General features: G+C 55.6%; 26 protein-coding genes and 5 tRNA genes. 27 read left to right on the top strand and 4 right to left on the bottom strand.

Features of this window, described 5'->3' with window-relative positions:
• The first annotated feature begins 2 nt into the window (after nucleotides 1–2).
• The 11 genes from rpsE (at nucleotide 3) to ACHEXK_RS13445 (ending at nucleotide 5,903) form a co-directional block, all read left to right on the top strand.
• Nucleotides 3–521, top strand: coding sequence for a 30S ribosomal protein S5 (gene rpsE, locus ACHEXK_RS13495; protein WP_019429274.1), 519 nt, complete (start codon nucleotides 3–5; stop codon nucleotides 519–521).
• A gap of 14 nt (nucleotides 522–535) precedes the next feature.
• On the top strand, nucleotides 536–718 hold the full coding sequence (gene rpmD, locus ACHEXK_RS13490; RefSeq protein ID WP_089951917.1) for a 50S ribosomal protein L30: 183 nt from the start codon (nucleotides 536–538) through the stop codon (nucleotides 716–718).
• Between the two features lie 10 nt (nucleotides 719–728).
• Nucleotides 729–1,160: a 50S ribosomal protein L15 gene (gene rplO, locus ACHEXK_RS13485; protein ID WP_416548955.1), complete on the top strand. Its 432-nt coding sequence runs from the start codon at nucleotides 729–731 to the stop codon at nucleotides 1,158–1,160.
• A 22-nt stretch (nucleotides 1,161–1,182) separates the two neighbouring features.
• The gene (gene secY / locus ACHEXK_RS13480) at nucleotides 1,183–2,502 is read left to right on the top strand and encodes a preprotein translocase subunit SecY (protein ID WP_416546817.1); all 1,320 of its coding nucleotides are present in this window, start codon (nucleotides 1,183–1,185) and stop codon (nucleotides 2,500–2,502) included.
• A gap of 105 nt (nucleotides 2,503–2,607) precedes the next feature.
• Nucleotides 2,608–2,721, top strand: coding sequence for a 50S ribosomal protein L36 (rpmJ, locus tag ACHEXK_RS13475; RefSeq protein ID WP_028820150.1), 114 nt, complete (start codon nucleotides 2,608–2,610; stop codon nucleotides 2,719–2,721).
• A 24-nt stretch (nucleotides 2,722–2,745) separates the two neighbouring features.
• Entirely contained in the window at nucleotides 2,746–3,111 is a 366-nt protein-coding gene (rpsM, locus tag ACHEXK_RS13470; RefSeq protein ID WP_062407210.1) for a 30S ribosomal protein S13, read from the top strand.
• A gap of 19 nt (nucleotides 3,112–3,130) precedes the next feature.
• Nucleotides 3,131–3,535 (top strand): 30S ribosomal protein S11, encoded by a 405-nt coding sequence (rpsK, locus tag ACHEXK_RS13465; protein WP_019429279.1) that lies wholly within the window; start codon nucleotides 3,131–3,133, stop codon nucleotides 3,533–3,535.
• An 87-nt stretch (nucleotides 3,536–3,622) separates the two neighbouring features.
• Nucleotides 3,623–4,246 carry a 30S ribosomal protein S4 gene (rpsD, locus tag ACHEXK_RS13460; protein WP_416546816.1) on the top strand — a complete coding sequence of 208 codons (624 nt, stop codon included), beginning with the start codon at nucleotides 3,623–3,625 and terminating at the stop codon, nucleotides 4,244–4,246.
• A 100-nt stretch (nucleotides 4,247–4,346) separates the two neighbouring features.
• The gene (locus tag ACHEXK_RS13455) at nucleotides 4,347–5,339 is read left to right on the top strand and encodes a DNA-directed RNA polymerase subunit alpha (RefSeq protein WP_416546815.1); all 993 of its coding nucleotides are present in this window, start codon (nucleotides 4,347–4,349) and stop codon (nucleotides 5,337–5,339) included.
• Between the two features lie 82 nt (nucleotides 5,340–5,421).
• The gene (gene rplQ / locus ACHEXK_RS13450; RefSeq protein WP_416546814.1) at nucleotides 5,422–5,808 is read left to right on the top strand and encodes a 50S ribosomal protein L17; all 387 of its coding nucleotides are present in this window, start codon (nucleotides 5,422–5,424) and stop codon (nucleotides 5,806–5,808) included.
• Nucleotides 5,809–5,826: 18 nt separating this feature from the next.
• A tRNA-Met gene (locus ACHEXK_RS13445) sits at nucleotides 5,827–5,903 on the top strand.
• A 74-nt stretch (nucleotides 5,904–5,977) separates the two neighbouring features.
• Here the strand turns inward: ACHEXK_RS13445 and ACHEXK_RS13440 are convergent.
• From ACHEXK_RS13440 to apaG, 4 genes are read right to left on the bottom strand one after another with little or no spacing between them, the layout of a single operon-like run.
• Complete coding sequence (locus ACHEXK_RS13440) at nucleotides 5,978–6,451, bottom strand: CinA family protein (protein WP_416546813.1); 474 nt, start codon at nucleotides 6,449–6,451, stop codon at nucleotides 5,978–5,980.
• Nucleotides 6,448–6,966, bottom strand: coding sequence for a phosphatidylglycerophosphatase A (locus ACHEXK_RS13435; RefSeq protein ID WP_416546812.1), 519 nt, complete (start codon nucleotides 6,964–6,966; stop codon nucleotides 6,448–6,450). Before ACHEXK_RS13435 ends, ACHEXK_RS13440 begins: the two co-directional genes overlap by 4 nt.
• Complete coding sequence (gene thiL / locus ACHEXK_RS13430) at nucleotides 6,963–7,928, bottom strand: thiamine-phosphate kinase (RefSeq protein ID WP_416546811.1); 966 nt, start codon at nucleotides 7,926–7,928, stop codon at nucleotides 6,963–6,965. Before thiL ends, ACHEXK_RS13435 begins: the two co-directional genes overlap by 4 nt.
• 35 nt (nucleotides 7,929–7,963) lie before the next feature.
• Nucleotides 7,964–8,356 (bottom strand): Co2+/Mg2+ efflux protein ApaG, encoded by a 393-nt coding sequence (gene apaG / locus ACHEXK_RS13425; RefSeq protein ID WP_416546810.1) that lies wholly within the window; start codon nucleotides 8,354–8,356, stop codon nucleotides 7,964–7,966.
• Nucleotides 8,357–8,385: 29 nt separating this feature from the next.
• Between apaG and rpe the strand changes: the two genes are divergently transcribed.
• From rpe to nusG, 16 genes are all read left to right on the top strand, one after another.
• Nucleotides 8,386–9,066 (top strand): ribulose-phosphate 3-epimerase, encoded by a 681-nt coding sequence (rpe, locus tag ACHEXK_RS13420; RefSeq protein ID WP_416546809.1) that lies wholly within the window; start codon nucleotides 8,386–8,388, stop codon nucleotides 9,064–9,066.
• Between the two features lie 15 nt (nucleotides 9,067–9,081).
• Nucleotides 9,082–9,804 (top strand): phosphoglycolate phosphatase, encoded by a 723-nt coding sequence (gph, locus tag ACHEXK_RS13415; RefSeq protein WP_416546808.1) that lies wholly within the window; start codon nucleotides 9,082–9,084, stop codon nucleotides 9,802–9,804.
• Nucleotides 9,805–10,091: 287 nt separating this feature from the next.
• Complete coding sequence (trpE, locus tag ACHEXK_RS13410) at nucleotides 10,092–11,591, top strand: anthranilate synthase component I (protein ID WP_416546807.1); 1,500 nt, start codon at nucleotides 10,092–10,094, stop codon at nucleotides 11,589–11,591.
• A gap of 2 nt (nucleotides 11,592–11,593) precedes the next feature.
• A complete protein-coding gene (locus ACHEXK_RS13405; RefSeq protein WP_416546806.1) occupies nucleotides 11,594–12,175 on the top strand; it encodes an anthranilate synthase component II in 582 nt (193 codons plus the stop codon).
• Nucleotides 12,172–13,239 carry a low-specificity L-threonine aldolase gene (gene ltaE, locus ACHEXK_RS13400; protein WP_416546805.1) on the top strand — a complete coding sequence of 356 codons (1,068 nt, stop codon included), beginning with the start codon at nucleotides 12,172–12,174 and terminating at the stop codon, nucleotides 13,237–13,239. Before ACHEXK_RS13405 ends, ltaE begins: the two co-directional genes overlap by 4 nt.
• A 78-nt stretch (nucleotides 13,240–13,317) precedes the next feature.
• Nucleotides 13,318–14,346 (top strand): anthranilate phosphoribosyltransferase, encoded by a 1,029-nt coding sequence (trpD, locus tag ACHEXK_RS13395; RefSeq protein WP_416546804.1) that lies wholly within the window; start codon nucleotides 13,318–13,320, stop codon nucleotides 14,344–14,346.
• Between the two features lie 3 nt (nucleotides 14,347–14,349).
• A complete protein-coding gene (locus tag ACHEXK_RS13390; protein ID WP_416546803.1) occupies nucleotides 14,350–14,490 on the top strand; it encodes a hypothetical protein in 141 nt (46 codons plus the stop codon).
• Nucleotides 14,483–15,271, top strand: coding sequence for an indole-3-glycerol phosphate synthase TrpC (trpC, locus tag ACHEXK_RS13385; RefSeq protein WP_416546802.1), 789 nt, complete (start codon nucleotides 14,483–14,485; stop codon nucleotides 15,269–15,271). Before ACHEXK_RS13390 ends, trpC begins: the two co-directional genes overlap by 8 nt.
• Nucleotides 15,271–16,032: a uracil-DNA glycosylase gene (locus ACHEXK_RS13380; RefSeq protein WP_416546801.1), complete on the top strand. Its 762-nt coding sequence runs from the start codon at nucleotides 15,271–15,273 to the stop codon at nucleotides 16,030–16,032. Before trpC ends, ACHEXK_RS13380 begins: the two co-directional genes overlap by 1 nt.
• Before the next feature lie 60 nt (nucleotides 16,033–16,092).
• A tRNA-Tyr gene (locus ACHEXK_RS13375) sits at nucleotides 16,093–16,178 on the top strand.
• Between the two features lie 85 nt (nucleotides 16,179–16,263).
• A tRNA-Gly gene (locus ACHEXK_RS13370) sits at nucleotides 16,264–16,337 on the top strand.
• Nucleotides 16,338–16,365: 28 nt separating this feature from the next.
• Nucleotides 16,366–16,440 (top strand) — tRNA-Thr (locus tag ACHEXK_RS13365).
• A 73-nt stretch (nucleotides 16,441–16,513) separates the two neighbouring features.
• Nucleotides 16,514–17,704 (top strand): elongation factor Tu, encoded by a 1,191-nt coding sequence (gene tuf, locus ACHEXK_RS13360; protein WP_089951874.1) that lies wholly within the window; start codon nucleotides 16,514–16,516, stop codon nucleotides 17,702–17,704.
• A gap of 11 nt (nucleotides 17,705–17,715) precedes the next feature.
• Nucleotides 17,716–17,791, top strand: a tRNA-Trp gene (locus ACHEXK_RS13355).
• A 99-nt stretch (nucleotides 17,792–17,890) separates the two neighbouring features.
• Nucleotides 17,891–18,274: a preprotein translocase subunit SecE gene (gene secE, locus ACHEXK_RS13350; RefSeq protein WP_416546800.1), complete on the top strand. Its 384-nt coding sequence runs from the start codon at nucleotides 17,891–17,893 to the stop codon at nucleotides 18,272–18,274.
• Nucleotides 18,274–18,855 carry a transcription termination/antitermination protein NusG gene (gene nusG, locus ACHEXK_RS13345; RefSeq protein WP_416546799.1) on the top strand — a complete coding sequence of 194 codons (582 nt, stop codon included), beginning with the start codon at nucleotides 18,274–18,276 and terminating at the stop codon, nucleotides 18,853–18,855. Before secE ends, nusG begins: the two co-directional genes overlap by 1 nt.
• Nucleotides 18,856–18,904 lie beyond the last annotated feature (49 nt).

Raw genomic sequence — 18,904 nt, 5'->3', positions numbered from 1 at the left:
AAATGGCTAAATTTACAGCAAAACCGCAGAGTGACGGTCCTGAAGACGGTCTCCGCGAGAAGATGATCGCGGTCAACCGCGTGACCAAAGTGGTGAAGGGTGGCCGTATCCTCGGTTTCGCAGCCTTGACCGTGGTCGGTGACGGCGATGGCAAAGTGGGCATGGGCAAGGGCAAATCGAAAGAAGTGCCAGCAGCCGTGCAAAAAGCGATGGAAGAAGCCCGTCGCAACCTCGCCAAAGTTCACCTCAAGAACGGCACGATCCACCATGCAGTGCACGGTCACCATGGCGCTGCACGCGTCATGATGGCTCCAGCGCCAAAAGGTACCGGCATCATCGCTGGTGGTCCAATGCGCGCCGTGTTCGAAGTGGTGGGCATCACTGACATCGTGGCCAAGAGCCATGGTTCATCCAACCCCTACAACATGGTTCGTGCCACCTTGGATGCTTTGTCCAATTGCACAACAGCCTCCAACGTGGCTGCCAAACGTGGCAAGTCGGTTGAAGAGTTGTTCGGCTGAACCGGAGATCGAACATGACGACACAATCAACCGTGAAAGTCCAACTGGTTCGCAGCCCGATTGGCACCAAAGAGTCACACCGCGCCACAGTGCGTGGATTGGGCTTGCGCAAGCTGAACTCTGTGAGCGAGTTGCAAGACACGCCCGCAGTGCGCGGCATGATCAACAAGATCAGCTATCTGGTCAAAGTTCTCTAAGAGGCGAATGATGGAACTCAACAGCATCAAGCCCGCAGAAGGCTCCAAGCACGCGCCTCGTCGCGTGGGTCGTGGTATCGGTTCGGGTTTGGGTAAAACCGCTGGCCGTGGTCACAAAGGTCAAAAATCACGTTCAGGCGGCTACCACAAGGTGGGCTTTGAAGGCGGTCAAATGCCTTTGCAGCGCCGTTTGCCAAAGCGTGGTTTCAAATCTCACTTGCTCAAGTACAACGCTGAGATCACTTTGACAACCTTGTCCCGTTTGGATTTGGCCGAAGTGGATGTGTTGGCTTTGAAGCAGGCCGGTTTGGTCTCTCAAATGGCCAAAGTGGTCAAAGTGATCAATACAGGTGAGTTGGCCAAAGCTGTCAAGTTGACTGGCATTGGTGCAACTGCGGGTGCCAAGGCGGCCATCGAGGCTGCTGGCGGCTCTGTAGCCTGAATGTTGATGAGCGAGAAACACTGTGGCAACCAGCGCTAATTCAACAGCCAAAGCAGACAAGTTCGGAGACTTGCGTCGCCGTCTTCTGTTTTTGTTGCTTGCGCTGGTGGTTTACCGTGCGGGCGCACATATTCCAGTTCCGGGCATCGACCCTGAGCAACTGAAGCAGTTGTTCAATGGTCAGCAAGGCGGCATTTTGAATTTGTTCAATATGTTCTCCGGTGGTGCCCTGTCCCGGTTCACAATTTTTGCGCTGGGCATCATGCCGTACATTTCTGCGTCCATCGTGATGCAGTTGTTGACGTATGTATTGCCTTCGTTCGAACAGTTGAAAAAAGAAGGCGAAGCTGGCCGGCGGAAAATCACGCAGTACACCCGCTTTGGGGCCTTGGGCTTGGCTCTGTTTCAGTCTTTTGGTATTGCTGTTGCGTTAGAAGCTTCTGCAGGTTTGGTGATCAATCCTGGCATGGGGTTTCGCATGACCGCCGTTGTGAGTTTGACCGCTGGCTCCATGTTTCTCATGTGGTTGGGAGAGCAAATCACTGAGCGGGGTTTGGGCAACGGGATTTCGATCTTGATTTTTGCGGGTATCGCTGCTGGTTTGCCCAGTGCTTTGGGTGGTTTGTTTGAGTTGGTTCGAACAGGTGCCATGAATCCGCTGGTGTCGATGATGATCATCGTGGTGGTGGCATTGGTCACTTACTTTGTGGTGTTTGTTGAGCGTGGCCAGAGAAAAATACTGGTCAATTACGCTCGCCGGCAAGTTGGCAACAAGGTTTATGGCGGTCAATCCTCCCATTTGCCATTGAAGTTGAACATGGCGGGTGTGATCCCTCCAATTTTTGCCTCCTCGATCATTTTGCTGCCTGCAACGCTGATTGGTTGGTTCAGTTCGGGGTCTTCTGAAAGTGCTGTGGTTCGCTTCTTCAAAGATGTCGCCAACGCATTGGCACCAGGCCAGCCGGTCTACGTGATGTTCTATGCTGCTGCGATCATCTTTTTCTGCTTTTTCTACACGGCCTTGGTTTTTAACAGCCGTGAAACCGCAGATAACTTGAAGAAAAGCGGCGCATTCATTCCGGGTATTCGCCCAGGTGATCAGACTGCAAAATACATCGACAAGATCCTTTTGCGCCTGACTGCTGTCGGTGCGGCTTACATCACTTTTGTGTGTTTGTTGCCTGAATTTTTGATTCTGAAATACAATGTTCCGTTTTACTTTGGTGGCACATCTTTGCTGATCATTGTGGTCGTGACCATGGATTTTATGGCTCAAGTACAAAACTACTTGATGTCGCAACAGTACGATTCGCTTTTGAAGAAGGCGAGCTTCAAGTCTTGATTGATTTGATCGAGGTTTGGTAAAGAACCTCACACTAATTGTGTGGGGCCGTATTTTTCACCTGGTCTGAGAAGTCTGGGTATCGATGAGTTTTAGGAGAGAACCATGAGAGTTTCTGCTTCGGTGAAAAAAATTTGCCGTAACTGCAAGGTCATTCGCCGTAAAGGCGTTGTTCGTGTGATCTGTACCGATCCACGTCACAAGCAGCGTCAAGGCTGATTGAATTAGTTTTAGAGGACGAAAATGGCACGTATCGCTGGCATCAACATTCCGCCGCACAAACATGCTGAAATTGGCTTGACCGCCATTTTTGGTATTGGTCGCACCCGCGCTCGACAAATTTGCGAGGCCTCCGGCATCGCTTATTCCAAAAAGATCAAAGATCTGACGGACGCTGATCTCGAAAAAATTCGCGATCAAATCGCCGCTTTCACCATTGAAGGTGATTTGCGCCGTGAAACCACCATGAACATCAAGCGTTTGATGGACATTGGTTGCTATCGCGGTTTCCGTCACCGTCGTGGCTTGCCCATGCGTGGTCAGCGTACACGCACCAATGCACGTACTCGTAAGGGTCCGCGCAAAGGCGCTGCGGCACTGAAGAAATAAGCAGGATTGAGAGACCACTATGGCAAAAGCACAATCAAACAGCGCATCACAACGTGTCCGTAAAAAAGTCCGCAAGAACATTGCTGACGGTATTGCACACGTTCACGCGTCTTTCAACAACACCATCATCACCATCACCGACCGTCAAGGCAATGCTTTGTCTTGGGCTTCATCGGGTGGACAGGGTTTCAAGGGTTCGCGCAAATCGACCCCGTTTGCTGCCCAAGTCGCTTCTGAGGTTGCAGGTCGCGCCGCTCAAGAACAGGGCATCAAAAATCTGGACGTCGAGATCAAGGGTCCAGGCCCAGGTCGTGAATCTTCTGTTCGCGCTTTGGGCGCTTTGGGCATTCGCATCACATCGATTGCTGATGTGACGCCTGTTCCTCACAACGGCTGCCGCCCACAAAAGCGTCGTCGTATCTAATTACTCACCAAGCCCACCGCCAGGCCATGCTTGCATCGCCTGGCTCCCGCATTTATCAATGCGGTAGTTGCATCAAAGGAAAATCAAGTGGCACGCTACCTCGGCCCCAAGGCCAAACTCTCTCGCCGTGAAGGCACCGATCTGTTCTTGAAGAGCGCTCGCCGTTCTATTGCGGACAAGTCAAAATTCGATTCCAAACCTGGTCAGCATGGCCGTACTTCGGGTCAACGTACTTCGGACTACGGTTTGCAGTTGCGCGAAAAGCAAAAAGTCAAACGCATGTATGGTGTGTTGGAAAAGCAGTTTCGCCGTTACTTTGAAGAAGCTGATCGTCGCAAGGGCAACACTGGCTCAAACTTGCTGAGCTTGTTGGAGTGCCGTTTGGACAACGTGGTTTATCGCATGGGCTTTGGCTCTACCCGCGCTGAAGCGCGTCAGATGGTCTCGCACAAAGCCATCACCGTGAATGGTCAATCCGTCAACATTCCTTCCTACTTGGTGAAGGCTGGTGATGTGATCGCTGTGCGTGAAAAGTCCAAAAAGCAAAACCGTGTGGTCGAAGCTTTGCAGTTGGCTTTGCAAGTGGGCATGCCTGCTTGGGTTGAAGTCAATGCCGATAAGGCAGAAGGTACCTTCAAGAAAGTGCCTGATCGCGATGAATTTGCAGCTGACATCAACGAATCGTTGATTGTCGAACTGTATTCACGTTAATTCCTTGTTTCAATCGTTCCCGACGCACAAGGCATTGTGGGTTGGGTGCTTCATCAGCCTTACCGGTGTAACGAACCGGGGGTATTGAGAGGAAGTCTGAATGCAAACCAATCTGTTGAAACCCAAAGCTATCCAAGTCGAGCAATTGGCTGCCAACCGTGCAAAAGTCACGTTAGAGCCTTTCGAGCGTGGCTATGGTCACACCCTTGGCAACGCGCTGCGTCGTGTTTTGTTGTCTTCCATGGTCGGTTATTCCGCCACTGAAGTGACGATCGCTGGTGTTGTGCACGAGTACTCGTCCATTGACGGTGTGCAAGAGGATGTGGTTAACATCCTTTTGAACCTCAAAGGTGTGGTGTTTAAACTCCACAATCGCGACGAAGTGACTTTGAGTTTGCGCAAGGACGGCGAAGGTGCTGTCACTGCTGCTGATATCCAAACACCCCATGATGTTGAAATCATCAACCCTGATCACGTGATTGCGAATTTGTCACACGGTGGCAAACTGGACATGCAGATCAAGGTTGAAAAAGGTCGCGGCTATGTGCCAGGCAGCATGCGCCGCTTTGCCGATGAGCCGACCAAAGCTTTGGGTCGCATTGTTCTCGATGCCTCGTTCTCTCCGGTCAAGCGTGTGAGCTACACCGTGGAAAGCGCTCGTGTTGAGCAACGTACCGACTTGGACAAGTTGGTCATCGAAATCGAAACCAACGGTGCCATCACCGCTGAAGACGCCGTGCGATCTTCGGCCAAGATTTTGGTGGAGCAATTGGCTGTATTTGCTCAGCTTGAAGGCAGCGAATTGTCTGCATTCAATGAGCCGGCTCAACGCGGTGGTGCAGGCAGTTTCGATCCGATCCTGTTGCGTCCTGTGGATGAGCTCGAACTCACCGTTCGTTCGGCCAACTGCCTCAAAGCAGAAAACATTTACTACATCGGTGACCTGATCCAGCGGACCGAGAATGAGTTGCTCAAAACCCCGAATCTGGGTCGCAAGTCACTCAATGAAATCAAGGAAGTTTTGGCTTCCCGTGGTTTGACTTTGGGCATGAAGCTCGAAGCTTGGCCACCTGCTGGTTTGGAAAAGCGTTAATTCATCAATTCCCAGAAAATTCTGGGGTGTGCACGGGCAGTACCTGATACGGCTGCTTGTTAAATAAAGAAAGGTAAGCACCATGCGTCACGGACACGGCCTCCGCAAACTCAACCGCACCAGCGAGCACCGCCTCGCGATGCTGCGCAATATGATGAACTCGCTCATTGAGCACGAAGTCATCAAAACCACTCTGCCCAAGGCCAAAGAACTGCGTCGCGTCATTGAGCCGATGATCACTTTGGCCAAAGAAGACAGCTTGTCCAACAAGCGCTTGGCCTTCAACCGTCTGCGTGACCGCGACAGTGTTGTCAAATTGTTTGCCGATTTGGGTCCACGCTTTGCCAAGCGTCCTGGTGGTTACACACGCATCCTGAAAATGGGCTTCCGCGTGGGTGACAATGCACCGATGGCATTGGTTGAATTGGTTGATCGTGCCGATTCTTCTGCCGATCAAGCCGCAGAGTAAGGTATAATTCAGAGATACCGCGGGGTGGAGCAGTCTGGTAGCTCGTTGGGCTCATAACCCAAAGGTCGTTGGTTCAAATCCGGCCCCCGCAACCAAATTTCAACGTCAGTTGAGTTTCAAAAAACCCTCTTCGGAGGGTTTTTTCGTTTCTGTCCGTTTTGGAGGTGTGTCACCTCAGCCGATGCATGAGGCCTTCGAGTGCACATTGGGCAGTGGCTGTTCTGATGGCTCCTCGATTTCCAACAAATTGGCGCAGTTCTGTCTGCACGCAGCCGTTGATCCACCACGACAGCCAAACTGTTCCGACTGGCTTGTCAGGGCTTGCACCACTGGGACCCGCAATGCCCGTGACGGCAACTGCAACCATGGAAGATGATCTGTAGGCCGCGCCGCAAGCCATGGCCTTCGCAACAGGTTCACTTACCGCGCCATGCAGCTCGATCAGCGATTCCGGCACCCCCAGCATTTGGGTTTTGGATAAATTGGAATAGGTCACAAAGCCGCGGTCAAACCAAGCACTTGATCCCGGCAAACCGGTGCATTCGCTGGCAATCAAACCGCCTGTGCAACTCTCGGCTGTGGAGAGCATCCAATGCCTTTGGACAAGACGCTCCGCAAGCCATTGGGTGATGTCATGACTCATATCGATCTCCACAGTGCGATTGTCAGCAGTGTGCAAAATGCGGCAACCACATCATCCCAAATGATGCCAAAGCCTCCACGCCAGCCGTACCCTTTGAAAAGTTGATCGGCCCATGCGACCGGCCCTGGTTTGACGGCGTCAAAAAATCGAAACACTATGAACGCAGTCAATTGACCAGCAAAGCTGGTGGGCATGATGGTGAAAAATATCAGCCAGATGGCGACAATTTCATCCCAGACAATGGCGCCAGGGTCGCTGACGCCCATGTGGCGAGCCGTCACAGTGCAGGCCCACCAGCCCACCAACAAGGCTGCCACGATGAGAGCGGCTTGTGCGGCGAAAGAAAAATGTTGTTGGATCAACAACCAAGAAGCCCATCCCCATAAACTTCCAACCGTACCTGGGGCCTTGGGGGCCAGTCCGGTGCCAAAACCGAGAGCCAAAACGCGAGCAGGGTGCGCCAACATGAAGCGCGCACTGGGCTTGACTGGGGTGCTGTTGGCGAGGGGGTTCATTTGCCTGCAAAGTGATCAAAGGACTCGAATGAAGATTCGATGTGTTGACCATCGACACCCAGTAAAACCAACTGTTTTGAACCGGTGATGCGACCGATGCGCGTGATGGGGGTTGACGTATCCAGGGCAGCCCGCTGTACATCCGCAAATGCGAGGGGGGATGCGGTGAATACCAACTCATAATCATCGCCACCTGAGAGCACACAGGTCATGGTCCATTCTTTGGGACAAGGCCACAGTGGTCCAGTTTGCATCAAACCAGCTGCAATATGGGTGTCAATTTCGGCCCCAACTTGACTGGCTCTCAAAATGTGCCCTAAGTCACCCAGTAAGCCATCGCTGATGTCGGCCATGGCATGGGCAACACCACGCAGTGCTTGACCTAAAGCGATTCGAGGGGTGGGGCATTCCATTCGGCGTCTTGCCATTTCAAAAACGGCTTGTGGCAAGTTGACCGAGCCGCGAAAGGCTTCAAGGGCCAAGCGGGCATCACCCAAGTGGCCACTGACATACACATCATCACCAACCTGGGCGCCACTGCGCAGGATGCTTTGCCCTTGCGGTGTGTCGCCCATCACCGTGATGGAAATGTTCAAGGGACCCTGTGTGGTGTCGCCCCCGATCAGATCGCAGCTGTGCAGGTCGGCCAGTTCAAATAGACCCTTGGAAAATCCTTGCAGCCAACTTTCATCGGCCCGAGGCAATGACAAGGACAGCAAAAATGCCTGAGGTGTTGCGCCGCACGCAGCCAGATCGCTCAGGTTGACCGCCAAGGACTTGTGACCCAAGTGTTGAGGGTTCACGGTTGATAAAAAATGACGACCCTCAACAAGCATGTCAGTGGACAAGGCCAGTTGATGGCCAGAGCGGGGCGTCCAAACGGCGCAATCATCACCCACGCCCACATCCGCCTTGCGCGGGGGACGTTTGAAAAAACGTTCAATGAGGTCAAATTCACCCATGACCTGAGCTTAACCGTTTGCTGACAGCTGTCTTTTCAATGCAAAGTGCGGCCTGAAAGGCCAGAGGAGGACGCTTCCAGCACAAAAGTGGCAATGGGCACATCCAATCGGAACCCATCCTCGGCCACAAAAAAGAAACTCCCGTGCATGGTGCCACTGGGTACGCGCAGGCGACAAGCGCTGGTGTATTGGAAGGACTCCCCGGGACGAAGCAATGGCTGTTGGCCCACGACACCCAAGCCTTTGACTTCCTCCGTGTGGCCACGTTCGTCCTGAATGATCCAATGCCGCGAGATCAATTGCACTGGCACAGTGCCCGTGTTGGTCACAGTGACCGTGTAGGCAAATGCAAACAGATGCTGTTGAGGTTGGCTTTGGTCGGCCACGAAATGGGGCGACACATCAATTTGGGCGTTGTAGGCAGACATCCATACATGTTAACTGCGACAATTCAGGGATGACAACGACTTACCGCATTGCCCCTTCCATTCTCTCGGCTGATTTCGCTCGTTTGGGCGACGAAGTCAAAAACGTCATCGACGCTGGTGCCGACTGGATTCACTTTGACGTGATGGACAACCATTACGTGCCCAATCTCACTTTTGGCCCCATGATTTGCCAAGCCCTCAAGCCGCATGCGAAAAACAAAGCAGGGCTGGCTGTGCCGATTGATGTGCATTTGATGATCTCGCCCGTCGACGCTCTGGCAGCTTCTTTTGCCGAGGCTGGGGCCGACCTCATCAGTTTTCACCCGGATGCCAGCGCCCATGTGCACCGCAGTATCCAAGCCATCAAGAGCAAGGGCGTCAAGGCAGGTCTGGTGTTCAACCCGGCAGAACCCTTGGATGTGCTGGAGTGGACCATTGACGAGCTGGACCTGATCCTGATCATGAGTGTGAACCCGGGCTTTGGCGGCCAAAGTTTCATCGATTCGGCCTTGCGCAAGGTCGAGTTGGCGCGCCAGTGGATTGAGCGCAGCGGCCGCGACATTCGTCTTGAAGTGGATGGCGGCATCAAGGCTGACAACATCCGACGCGTGGCCGATGCAGGGGCCGATACCTTTGTGGCGGGCAGTGCTATTTTTGGCAAACCCGATTACAAGGCCGTGATCGACCAAATGCGCGTGGCTTTGGCTTAAGTGGGGCTGAGTGCGATGCCAACTTTGCAGGATTTGACGCAGATCGAAGCCGTTATTTTTGATCTGGACGGCACCTTGGTGCACACCTTGGGCGATTTTCAGGTGGCTTTGCACCGCACCATGGCCGACCTGGACTTGCCTCCGGTGTCGGACGCGCTCATTGAGCAAAGCATCGGCAAAGGCTCAGAGCATCTGATTCGCAGCCTTTTGGCGCACCAAATCGCCAGGCCCGAAGTCAAAGGGGTGGAGCAAGGGTGTGCCGCCCTGACGGTGGACGCCTTGTTCGACCGCGCCTGGCAGCGTTACCAGCACCACTACCTGGCCATCAACGGCCGGTTTGCCAACGTCTACCCCGGCGTGCTGGAGGTGCTGCAGCACTTGGCTGGTCAAGGCGTGCCCATGGCGTGTCTGACCAACAAACCCTTGGCTTTTGCCCAGGCCTTGCTCAAAGACAAGGCCTTGACGCCCTTTTTTGGCCCCGTTTTTGGTGGCGACAGCTTTGAGCGCAAAAAGCCCGACCCTTTGCCGATTTTGAAAACCTGCGAAGCTTTGGGCAGTCCTGTGGCGCGAACCTTGATGGTGGGCGACTCCAGCAACGATGCCCAAGCGGCACACGCTGCAGGGTGCCCTGTGGTGCTGGTGACTTATGGCTACAACCATGGCCAACCCGTTCAAGACACGCCTGCGGCTGCCTGGTTAGACAGCTTGGCGGATTTGCCTGCGCGCATGAAGGCTTGACCATTCGCCAAAGTGCCTGCTCGCGTGTCTGCCACTGTGTCTTGTGGCTTTGCTACACTCACAACACCATGTGCATCCTCCACCCTCATTCCAGCGCAGCCAGCCTGCCGAGCCATTCCACAGTGGAAGGCCGGGGAGCCTGGCCCTGGCGTCGGTCCGCCTGACCCCACCGACCGTGCGGCCTTGCCCGCCCCCCGCGCCCAGCTTCATTCGCAACATGACTGGGCACTTGGATGAATGGAAAGCACCTCACATGAGGTTGCTGAGCGCTTTGGAGGCTTAAGCCTGTGATCACCGAACTTGAATTCAAAAGCCTGGCCAGCCAAGGCTACAACCGCATTCCCCTCATGCTCGAGGCCTTTGCGGACCTGGAAACACCCCTGTCGCTTTACCTGAAGCTGGCGCACACCAAGGACAACGGCCAATACAGCTTCTTGCTCGAGTCGGTGGTGGGTGGCGAGCGTTTTGGCCGCTACAGCTTCATCGGTTTGCCTGCGCGCACCCTGCTGCGCGCCAGCGGTTTTGGCGCCGATGCCAAGACCGAAGTGGTGCGTGATGGCGTGGTGGTCGAGACCGCGACGGGCAACCCGCTCGATTTCATCGAGCAGTACCAAAAGCGATTCAAGGTGGCTTTGCGACCCGGTTTGCCGCGGTTTTGCGGTGGCTTGGCAGGCTACTTTGGGTACGACGCGGTGCGTTACATCGAGAAAAAACTTGCAAAAACCTGCCCGCCCGACACCTTGGGTACGCCCGACATTTTGCTGCTGCAGTGCGAAGAACTGGCCGTGATCGACAACCTCTCGGGCAAGCTTTACCTGATCGTGTATGCAGACCCGGGCATGCCCGAAGCCTATGTGGGTGCGAAAAAGCGCCTGCGCGACCTGAAAGAGCAGCTCAAGTATTCGGTCAGCGCGCCCGTGGTCAAAGCCAGCCAGTCCTACCCGGCAGAGCGGGACTTTGCCAAAGCCGATTACATCGCGGCCGTGGAAAAAGCCAAAGAGTTGATCGCCGGAGGCGACTTCATGCAGGTGCAGGTGGGCCAGCGCATCAAAAAACGCTACACCGAAAGCCCGCTGTCCTTGTACCGTGCGCTGCGCTCGCTCAACCCCAGCCCTTACATGTATTTTTATAACTTCGGCGACTTTCATGTCGTTGGGGCCAGCCCTGAAATTCTGGTGCGGCAGGAGCAGACCGAAGAGGGCGCCAAAGTCATCATCCGTCCCCTGGCGGGCACACGCCCCCGGGGTGCGACACCCGAAAAGGACAAGGCGGCCGAGCAAGAGTTGATCAACGATCCGAAAGAACGTGCTGAGCACGTGATGCTGATCGACTTGGCGCGCAACGACATCGGGCGCATTGCTCAAATCGGTTCTGTCAAGGTGACGGAGGCTTTTGTGGTGGAGCGTTACAGCCATGTCATGCACATCGTGAGCAATGTCGAGGGCTTGCTGAACGAGGGCATGAGCAATATGGATGTGCTCAAAGCCACATTCCCTGCAGGCACTTTGACCGGTGCGCCCAAAGTCCATGCGATGGAGTTGATTGACCAGTTTGAGCCCGTCAAGCGCGGCATCTACGGCGGCGCTTGTGGTTACATCAGCTATGCGGGTGACATGGATGTGGCGATTGCGATCCGCACCGCTGTCATCAAGGACCAAACGCTGTATGTGCAGGCCGCTGCCGGGGTGGTGGCCGATTCGGTGCCCGAGATGGAGTGGCGTGAAACCGAACACAAGGCGCGAGCGCTGTTGCGGGCCAGCGAGTTGGTTGAGGAAGGCTTGGAGTGATCATGGCTCAAAAAATCAAACTCCTCATGGTCGACAACTACGACTCTTTCACCTTCAACATCGTGCAGTACTTCGGTGAACTGGGCGCGGAGGTTGAGGTCTTTCGCAATGACGAAATCACGCTCGAAGGCATTGCGGCCCGCCAGCCAGACCGGTTGGTGATCTCGCCCGGCCCATGCTCGCCTGCCGAGGCGGGCATTTCGGTGGCGGCCATCCAGCACTTTGCAGGCCAACTGCCCATTTTGGGTGTGTGCCTGGGGCACCAAAGCATTGGCGCGGCTTTTGGCGGAAAGATCGTTCGTGCGCAGGAATTGATGCATGGCAAGACCAGTGTCATCACGACCACGCAAGAAGGTGTTTTCGCGGGCTTGCCCCAGCAATTCACCGTCAACCGCTACCACTCCCTAGCCATTGAGCGGGCCACTTGCCCGCCTTGCCTGAAAGTCACGGGCTGGACGGATGACGGCGAGATCATGGGCGTGCGCCACACCGAGCTGGACATCGAGGGTGTGCAGTTCCATCCAGAATCCATACTGACAGAACATGGCCACGCCATGCTCAAAAACTTTCTGGAACGACCATGATCGATTTGCGCAGCGACACCGTCACCCAGCCCACCGCCGCCATGCGCGAGGCCATGCTGGCTGCGCCTGTGGGCGACGATGTGTTTGGGGACGACCCCACGGTCAACGCCTTGCAAGAGCGCATCGCGCAGATCACCGGCAAAGAAGCGGCGCTGTTCATGCCCTCTGGCACACAAAGCAATCTGTGCGCCCTGATGGCGCATTGCGAGCGGGGCGACGAATACATCGTCGGTCAAAATGCGCACACCTACCGCTATGAAGGTGGCGGCGCGGCCGTGTTGGGCAGCATCCAGCCCCAGCCGCTGGCGCAAAACAGCGTTGGAGAAATGGCGTTGGCCGACATCGCGGCAGCCATCAAACCCATCGACTGCCACTTTGCCCGCACCCGCCTGCTGGCGCTGGAAAACACCTGGAACGGTCACCCCATGTCGCAGGCCTATTTGGCGCAAGCCACAGCGCTTGGCCGGCAGCACGGCTTGGCCGCTCATCTGGACGGTGCCCGCCTCTTCAATGCGGCCGTGGCGAAGGCCGAAGGTGGGCCAGTCACGGCCAGCGTGCGTCGCATCGTGGATCACTTTGACAGCGTCTCAGTTTGTTTCAGCAAGGGTCTGGGTGCGCCAGTGGGCTCAGCCTTGTGCGGCTCGCATGAGTTGATCGCCAAGGCGCTTCGCTGGCGCAAGGTGTTGGGCGGAGGTTTGCGCCAGTCCGGCATTTTGGCCGCTGCAGCCTTGTACGCATTGGATCACCATGTGGATCGTTTGGCCGAGGACCATGCGCTGGCCATGCGCTTGGCCCAAGGCCTGCAAGGTGTGTCAGGACTGAGCGTGCGCTCGGCGCAAACCAATATTGTGTTTGTGGATGTGGCCGATGGGCGTGGACCGGCATTGCTCGACGAGCTGAAGGCCCATGGCGTTTTGGCCACGGGTTTGATTGGACTGCGCTTTGTGACCCACTTGGGCGTGGATGCTGAAGGTATTGACCACGTTGTTGCTTGCGTACGGCGCTTCATGGCCCAGCCATTGGCCAAGACGGGCGCCTCCACTGGCAGCGTTGGCATTTATTGAAACACCCTTCCAAACCTGCATCTGACCGCCTGCACTCAAACCCTTTTCATGCACCCCACCAACCGCCAGGATTAAGCCATGCCCATCACACCTCAGGAAGCACTTCAACGGACGATTGAGCACCGTGAGATTTTTCACGACGAGATGCTCCACATCATGCGCATGATCATGCAAGGCGAGCTGTCACCTCTGATGACGGCCGCTTTGCTCACAGGTTTGCGTGTGAAAAAAGAGACCATTGGCGAAATCACCGCTGCCGCTCAAGTCATGCGCGAGTTTTCCACCAAGGTGCATGTGGCCGATCCAACACACTTGGTGGATATTGTGGGCACAGGCGGGGACGGGGCGCACACCTTCAACATTTCGACTTGCGCCATGTTTGTAGCCGCTGCCGCTGGCGCCAAAACGGCCAAACACGGCGGGCGCAGCGTCAGCAGCAAATCGGGCAGCGCCGACGTGGTGGAAGCCTTGGGCGGTAACATCCACCTCTCGCCAGAGCAGATCGCGCGGTCGATCGAAGAGGTGGGCATCGGTTTCATGTTCGCCCCCAACCACCACCCGGCTATGAAAAACGTGGCGCCTGTGCGCAAGGAGCTGGGGGTGCGCACGATGTTCAATATCCTTGGGCCCTTGACCAACCCGGCCAGTGCCCCTCATATTTTGATGGGTGTGTTCCATTCCGATTTGGTGGGCATTCAGGTGCGTGCTCTGCAACGCCTGGGGGCCGAGCATGCGGTGGTGGTGTACGGGCGTGACGGCATGGATGAAATCAGTCTGGGTGCGGCTACTTTGGTAGGCGAGCTGAAAAATGGACAAATCACCGAATACGAAATCCACCCGGAAGACTTTGGCCTGACCATGGCCAGCAACCGGGCGCTGAAAGTGGACACCCCAGAGCAATCCATGGCCATGTTGCGTGGCGTGCTCGGCAATGAGCCCGGCGCGGCGCGGGACATTGTCTTGATCAATGCGGCTGCCGCCTTGTACGCTGCCAATGTGGCCAGCAGCATCGCCGATGGTCTGGTGCGCGCGCGCGTGGCCATCGAGTCGGGCGCAGCCAAAGCCAAGCTGGCGCAGTTTGTGGCCTTTGGCCAGAAGGCCGCTTGAGTCATGTGGCGTGATGCGGGTGCTTGGATCGCTTTGGGGGTGTCGGCCTTGTTTGTGGTCGTGGCCTGGGCGATGCACCACGTCTTTGTTCGCATTTTGAAAAACGGAGCCACCGAGCCCGTACAGAAAGAAAATCATGAGTGACATCTTGGACAAAATCGTCGCGGTCAAACACGAGGAAGTGGCCGCGGCCATGAAGCAAAAACCACTGGCTGTGGTGCGTGCCGATGCCGAAAGCCGGGTGCTGACCCGTGATTTCGAAGGGGCGATGCGTGCCAAGATCGCTGCAGGCCAAGCGGCAGTGATCGCCGAAATCAAGAAGGCCAGCCCGTCCAAAGGCGTGCTGCGGGCCGACTTCATTCCGGCCGACATTGCCCAAAGCTATGCCGAATTCGGCGCGGCTTGTTTATCGGTTTTGACGGACAAGCAGTTCTTTCAAGGCAGTGTGGATTACCTGAAGCAAGCTCGCGCCAGTTGTGACCTGCCGGTGCTGCGCAAGGATTTCATGATCGACATCTACCAGGTGTACGAAGCCCGCGCGATGGGGGCTGATGCCATTTTGCTCATCGCCGCTTGTTTGGACGACGCCCGTATGGCCGAGATGGAAGCGGTGGCCCGAAGCTTAGACATGGCCGTCTTGGTGGAAGTGCACGACAAAGCCGAACTGGCGCGCGCACTGAAACTCAAAACCCGTCTTGTCGGCATCAACAACCGCAACCTGAAAACCTTCGAGGTGTCCCTGCAGACCACGCTGGACATGCTGCCCGATGTGCCGGGCGACCGCTTGCTGGTCACGGAAAGTGGTATCCAAACGGCCGCTGACGTGCAGCGCATGCGTGAGGCCCATGTCCACGCGTTTTTGGTAGGTGAAGCTTTCATGCGTGCCAGCGAGCCCGGCGAGGCGTTGGCCCAACTTTTTGCTTGATGTCAGATCACCCTGAGCAACTGACCTTGGCCTTGGCCTCTGCGCCCTTGGGTTCGGCCAGTTTGCAACACTGGCCGCCCGAGATGCAAACCGTGGACGACGGTTGGAGAGGCTTGGTGGCAGACTTTTTGGCATCGCCTGATGGTCTGGCCTTGACGGCGCGCTTGACGACAGCGCTTGCTGCCGGCAAGACGCTGTACCCCCCCGATCCCTTCAGAGCGCTGCGTCTGACGCCATTGCATCAGGTGCGGGTGGTGATTCTGGGGCAAGACCCTTATCACGGCCCCGGGCAAGCGGAAGGTTTGGCCTTTTCGGTGGGGCCGGGCGTGCGCTTGCCGCCGAGTTTGCGCAATATTTTCAAGGAGCTTCAGCGAAGTCTGCACATTGAAATGCCTGTCAATGGGTCATTGGCTCACTGGGCTGATCAAGGTGTGCTGCTTTTAAATACCTGCTTGACCGTTGAAGAGGGGCTGGCAGGGAGTCATGCGCGATGGGGATGGGCGGCATTGACCGATGCGCTGATTACCCAAGTGGCTAAAAGTGAAGAGCCTGTGGTGTTCATGCTTTGGGGGGCGCATGCGCAGGCTAAAAAACCATTGATAGAGGCTGCCGATGGGGAAAGGCGACATTTGGTATTGCAGGCCAATCACCCATCCCCCTTGTCCGCTTTGCGTCCCCCTGCCCCCTTTTGGGGTTGCGGGCATTTTCAAGAAGCTGCGAAATTTTGGAGCTTGCTTGATAAAAAAAATGTTGAATGGTAAAAAAGTTGAAGTGACTTGCAGCGAGTCACGAAAAGATGGCATAATCTAAGACTCGCTTCTGGAGGGGTGCCCGAGTGGCTAAAGGGGGCAGACTGTAAATCTGTTGGCTTACGCCTACACTGGTTCGAATCCAGTCTCCTCCACCAGCAAACTGTCATCAGGCAGTTGATGAGAGCATTTGGAAATGGTTCCAAGCATTGGCGTTGCATCCACTCGTGCGTCGCCGGTAATGCGGGAGTAGTTTAATGGTAGAACCTTAGCCTTCCAAGCTAATGACACGGGTTCGATTCCCGTTTCCCGCTCCATCAATTGCTTGGGTTTGTCAGAAGTTTCGCCCTTGTGGCTCAGTGGTAGAGCACTCCCTTGGTAAGGGAGAGGTCGCGGGTCCGATTCCCGCCAAGGGCACCAGTTTTGGGGCGCGCAATGCGAGTTGTGCGCCCTCTGTCTTGGTTGTTGACCGCTACTTTTCGGAGTCAAAGATATGGCAAAAGAGAAATTCGAACGGACCAAACCCCACGTGAACGTGGGCACCATCGGTCACGTTGACCACGGCAAAACCACGCTGACTGCCGCCATCACCACCGTGTTGGCTGCCAAGTTCGGCGGTGCTGCCAAAGCGTACGACCAGATCGACGCGGCGCCCGAAGAGAAGGCTCGTGGTATCACGATCAACACTGCGCACGTTGAGTACGAAACAGAAAACCGTCACTATGCACACGTGGACTGCCCAGGCCACGCTGACTATGTGAAAAACATGATCACGGGTGCTGCCCAGATGGACGGCGCGATTTTGGTTTGCTCCGCTGCTGACGGCCCCATGCCTCAGACCCGTGAGCACATCCTGTTGGCCCGTCAAGTTGGCGTGCCTTACATCATCGTGTTCTTGAACAAGTGCGACATGGTCGACGACGCTGAGTTGTTGGAGCTGGTCGAGATGGAAGTGCGCGAGTTGTTGTCCAAGTACGACTTCCCAGGCGACGACACCCCCATCGTGCAAGGTTCCGCCAAGCTGGCACTGGAAGGCGACAAGGGCCCTCTGGGCGAGCAAGCCATCATGAAGTTGGCCGACGCTTTGGACACTTACATCCCTACGCCTGACCGCGCAGTGGACGGTGCCTTCTTGATGCCCGTGGAAGACGTGTTCTCCATCTCTGGCCGCGGCACCGTGGTGACTGGCCGTATCGAGCGCGGTATCGTCAAAGTCGGCGAAGAAATCGAAATCGTGGGTATCAAAGACACGGTCAAGACCACTTGCACAGGCGTGGAGATGTTCCGCAAGTTGCTGGACCAAGGTCAAGCCGGTGACAACGTCGGTATCTTGTTGCGCGGCACCAAGCGCGAAGACGTCGAGCGCGGCCAAGTGTTGTGCAAGCCCGGCTCGATCAAGCCGCACACCCACTTCACGGGCGAGATCTATGTCTTGTCCAAAGACGAAGGTGGCCGTCACACGCCTTTCTTCAACAACTACCGTCCTCAGTTCTACTTCCGTACAACGGACGTGACCGGCGCGATCGAATTGCCAGAAGGCAAAGAGATGGTGATGCCAGGTGACAACGTGTCGATCACGGTGAAGTTGATCAACCCCATTGCGATGGAAGAAGGCTTGCGCTTCGCCATTCGCGAAGGTGGCCGCACGGTTGGCGCTGGCGTCGTTGCCAAGATCATCGCCTGATCATTTTCTGTAGGGGTATAGCTCAATTGGCAGAGCGTCGGTCTCCAAAACCGAAGGTTGTAGGTTCGATTCCTACTGCCCCTGCCACCTGAAATGGTGGATTTCCAAGCCCGCTATAGCCTAGCGGGCTTCCTTGTCTGATAAGGGGTCTCGGTCATCGAGGTCTCCATTAAGGTTACAAGCCGTATGGCAACGTCTGAAGTTCAAACTGTGAATGCTGCGGGAGACAAGATGCGGGTGGCCTTGGCTGTCGCCTTGGTCATTGGCGCACTCGTGGTCTTTTACATGTTGGCTGGCCGAGGTGGTTGGGTCCAATGGGCTGGCTTGTTGGTTGGCTTGCTGGCAGCGGTGGCTGTATTCTTCACTTCGGAGGCTGGGCGTCAATTGATCGCTTTTGGTCGCGATGCTGTGCGCGAAGTCAAGAAAGTTGTTTGGCCCGAGCGCAAAGAAGCCATGCAAATCACGGCTTATGTTTTTGCTTTTGTGGTGGTGATGGCGCTGTTTTTGTGGCTCACCGACAAAACTCTGGAATGGGTTTTCTACGATCTGATTCTTGGTTGGAAAAAATAATGAACGATGCTGTAGTCAACGCGCCAATGGCGGGTTCATCAACCAACCCCGACTTGAAGTGGTATGTGGTTCACGCTTATTCCGGCATGGAAAAGGCGGTGGAGCGCAACATCATTGAACGCATTGCGCGTTCTGGTATGGACACCAAATTTGGCCGCATTTTGGTGCCAACTGAGGAGGTCGTCGAAGTCAAAAACGGTCAAAAACGAACCACCGAGCGGAAATTTTTCCCAGGCTATGTGTTGGTGGAAATGGTCATGGACGACGAGACTTGGCATTTGGTCAAGCACACCAACAAAGTCACGGGCTTTGTGGGAGGCGCGAAAAACCGCCCCGCGCCCATCTCCGAGGCCGATGTCCAGAAAATCGTGAGCCAGATGCAAGAAGGCACGGATAAACCCCGCCACAAGGTTGAATTTGAAGTGGGTGAGTACATCCGCGTCAAAGAAGGCCCATTTACCGATTTCAATGGCACGGTGGAAGAAGTCAACTACGAGCGCAACAAGATGCGTGTGTCGGTGACCATTTTCGGTCGCGCCACACCTGTTGAGTTGGAGTTCGGACAAGTCGAAAAAACCTGATCGGTTTTTTCTCAATTCTCTGTTTGGCGCTACCCGACTCGGCGCCCGA

Origin of the sequence: Limnohabitans sp. DCL3, from assembly GCF_048019295.1 — a bacterium.
Taxonomy (GTDB): Bacteria; Pseudomonadota; Gammaproteobacteria; order Burkholderiales; family Burkholderiaceae_C; genus Limnohabitans_A.
This window is presented reverse-complemented; position numbering and strand designations above follow the sequence as displayed.

Excerpts from the sequence above, each read along its gene's own strand:
- rpsE (WP_019429274.1), top strand. The coding sequence starts at position 3 with ATGGCTAAATTTACAGCAAAACCGCAGAGTGACGGTCCTGAAGACGGT.
- rpmD (WP_089951917.1), top strand. The coding sequence starts at position 536 with ATGACGACACAATCAACCGTGAAAGTCCAACTGGTTCGCAGCCCGATT.
- rplO (WP_416548955.1), top strand. The coding sequence starts at position 729 with ATGGAACTCAACAGCATCAAGCCCGCAGAAGGCTCCAAGCACGCGCCT.
- rpmJ (WP_028820150.1), top strand. The coding sequence starts at position 2,608 with ATGAGAGTTTCTGCTTCGGTGAAAAAAATTTGCCGTAACTGCAAGGTC.
- rpsM (WP_062407210.1), top strand. The coding sequence starts at position 2,746 with ATGGCACGTATCGCTGGCATCAACATTCCGCCGCACAAACATGCTGAA.
- rpsK (WP_019429279.1), top strand. The coding sequence starts at position 3,131 with ATGGCAAAAGCACAATCAAACAGCGCATCACAACGTGTCCGTAAAAAA.
- ACHEXK_RS13455 (WP_416546815.1), top strand. The coding sequence starts at position 4,347 with ATGCAAACCAATCTGTTGAAACCCAAAGCTATCCAAGTCGAGCAATTG.
- rplQ (WP_416546814.1), top strand. The coding sequence starts at position 5,422 with ATGCGTCACGGACACGGCCTCCGCAAACTCAACCGCACCAGCGAGCAC.
- ACHEXK_RS13440 (WP_416546813.1), bottom strand. The coding sequence starts at position 6,451 with ATGAGTCATGACATCACCCAATGGCTTGCGGAGCGTCTTGTCCAAAGG.
- ACHEXK_RS13435 (WP_416546812.1), bottom strand. The coding sequence starts at position 6,966 with ATGAACCCCCTCGCCAACAGCACCCCAGTCAAGCCCAGTGCGCGCTTC.
- thiL (WP_416546811.1), bottom strand. The coding sequence starts at position 7,928 with ATGGGTGAATTTGACCTCATTGAACGTTTTTTCAAACGTCCCCCGCGC.
- apaG (WP_416546810.1), bottom strand. The coding sequence starts at position 8,356 with ATGTCTGCCTACAACGCCCAAATTGATGTGTCGCCCCATTTCGTGGCC.
- rpe (WP_416546809.1), top strand. The coding sequence starts at position 8,386 with ATGACAACGACTTACCGCATTGCCCCTTCCATTCTCTCGGCTGATTTC.
- gph (WP_416546808.1), top strand. The coding sequence starts at position 9,082 with ATGCCAACTTTGCAGGATTTGACGCAGATCGAAGCCGTTATTTTTGAT.
- ACHEXK_RS13405 (WP_416546806.1), top strand. The coding sequence starts at position 11,594 with ATGGCTCAAAAAATCAAACTCCTCATGGTCGACAACTACGACTCTTTC.
- ltaE (WP_416546805.1), top strand. The coding sequence starts at position 12,172 with ATGATCGATTTGCGCAGCGACACCGTCACCCAGCCCACCGCCGCCATG.
- trpD (WP_416546804.1), top strand. The coding sequence starts at position 13,318 with ATGCCCATCACACCTCAGGAAGCACTTCAACGGACGATTGAGCACCGT.
- ACHEXK_RS13390 (WP_416546803.1), top strand. The coding sequence starts at position 14,350 with ATGTGGCGTGATGCGGGTGCTTGGATCGCTTTGGGGGTGTCGGCCTTG.
- trpC (WP_416546802.1), top strand. The coding sequence starts at position 14,483 with ATGAGTGACATCTTGGACAAAATCGTCGCGGTCAAACACGAGGAAGTG.
- ACHEXK_RS13380 (WP_416546801.1), top strand. The coding sequence starts at position 15,271 with ATGTCAGATCACCCTGAGCAACTGACCTTGGCCTTGGCCTCTGCGCCC.
- tuf (WP_089951874.1), top strand. The coding sequence starts at position 16,514 with ATGGCAAAAGAGAAATTCGAACGGACCAAACCCCACGTGAACGTGGGC.
- secE (WP_416546800.1), top strand. The coding sequence starts at position 17,891 with ATGGCAACGTCTGAAGTTCAAACTGTGAATGCTGCGGGAGACAAGATG.
- nusG (WP_416546799.1), top strand. The coding sequence starts at position 18,274 with ATGAACGATGCTGTAGTCAACGCGCCAATGGCGGGTTCATCAACCAAC.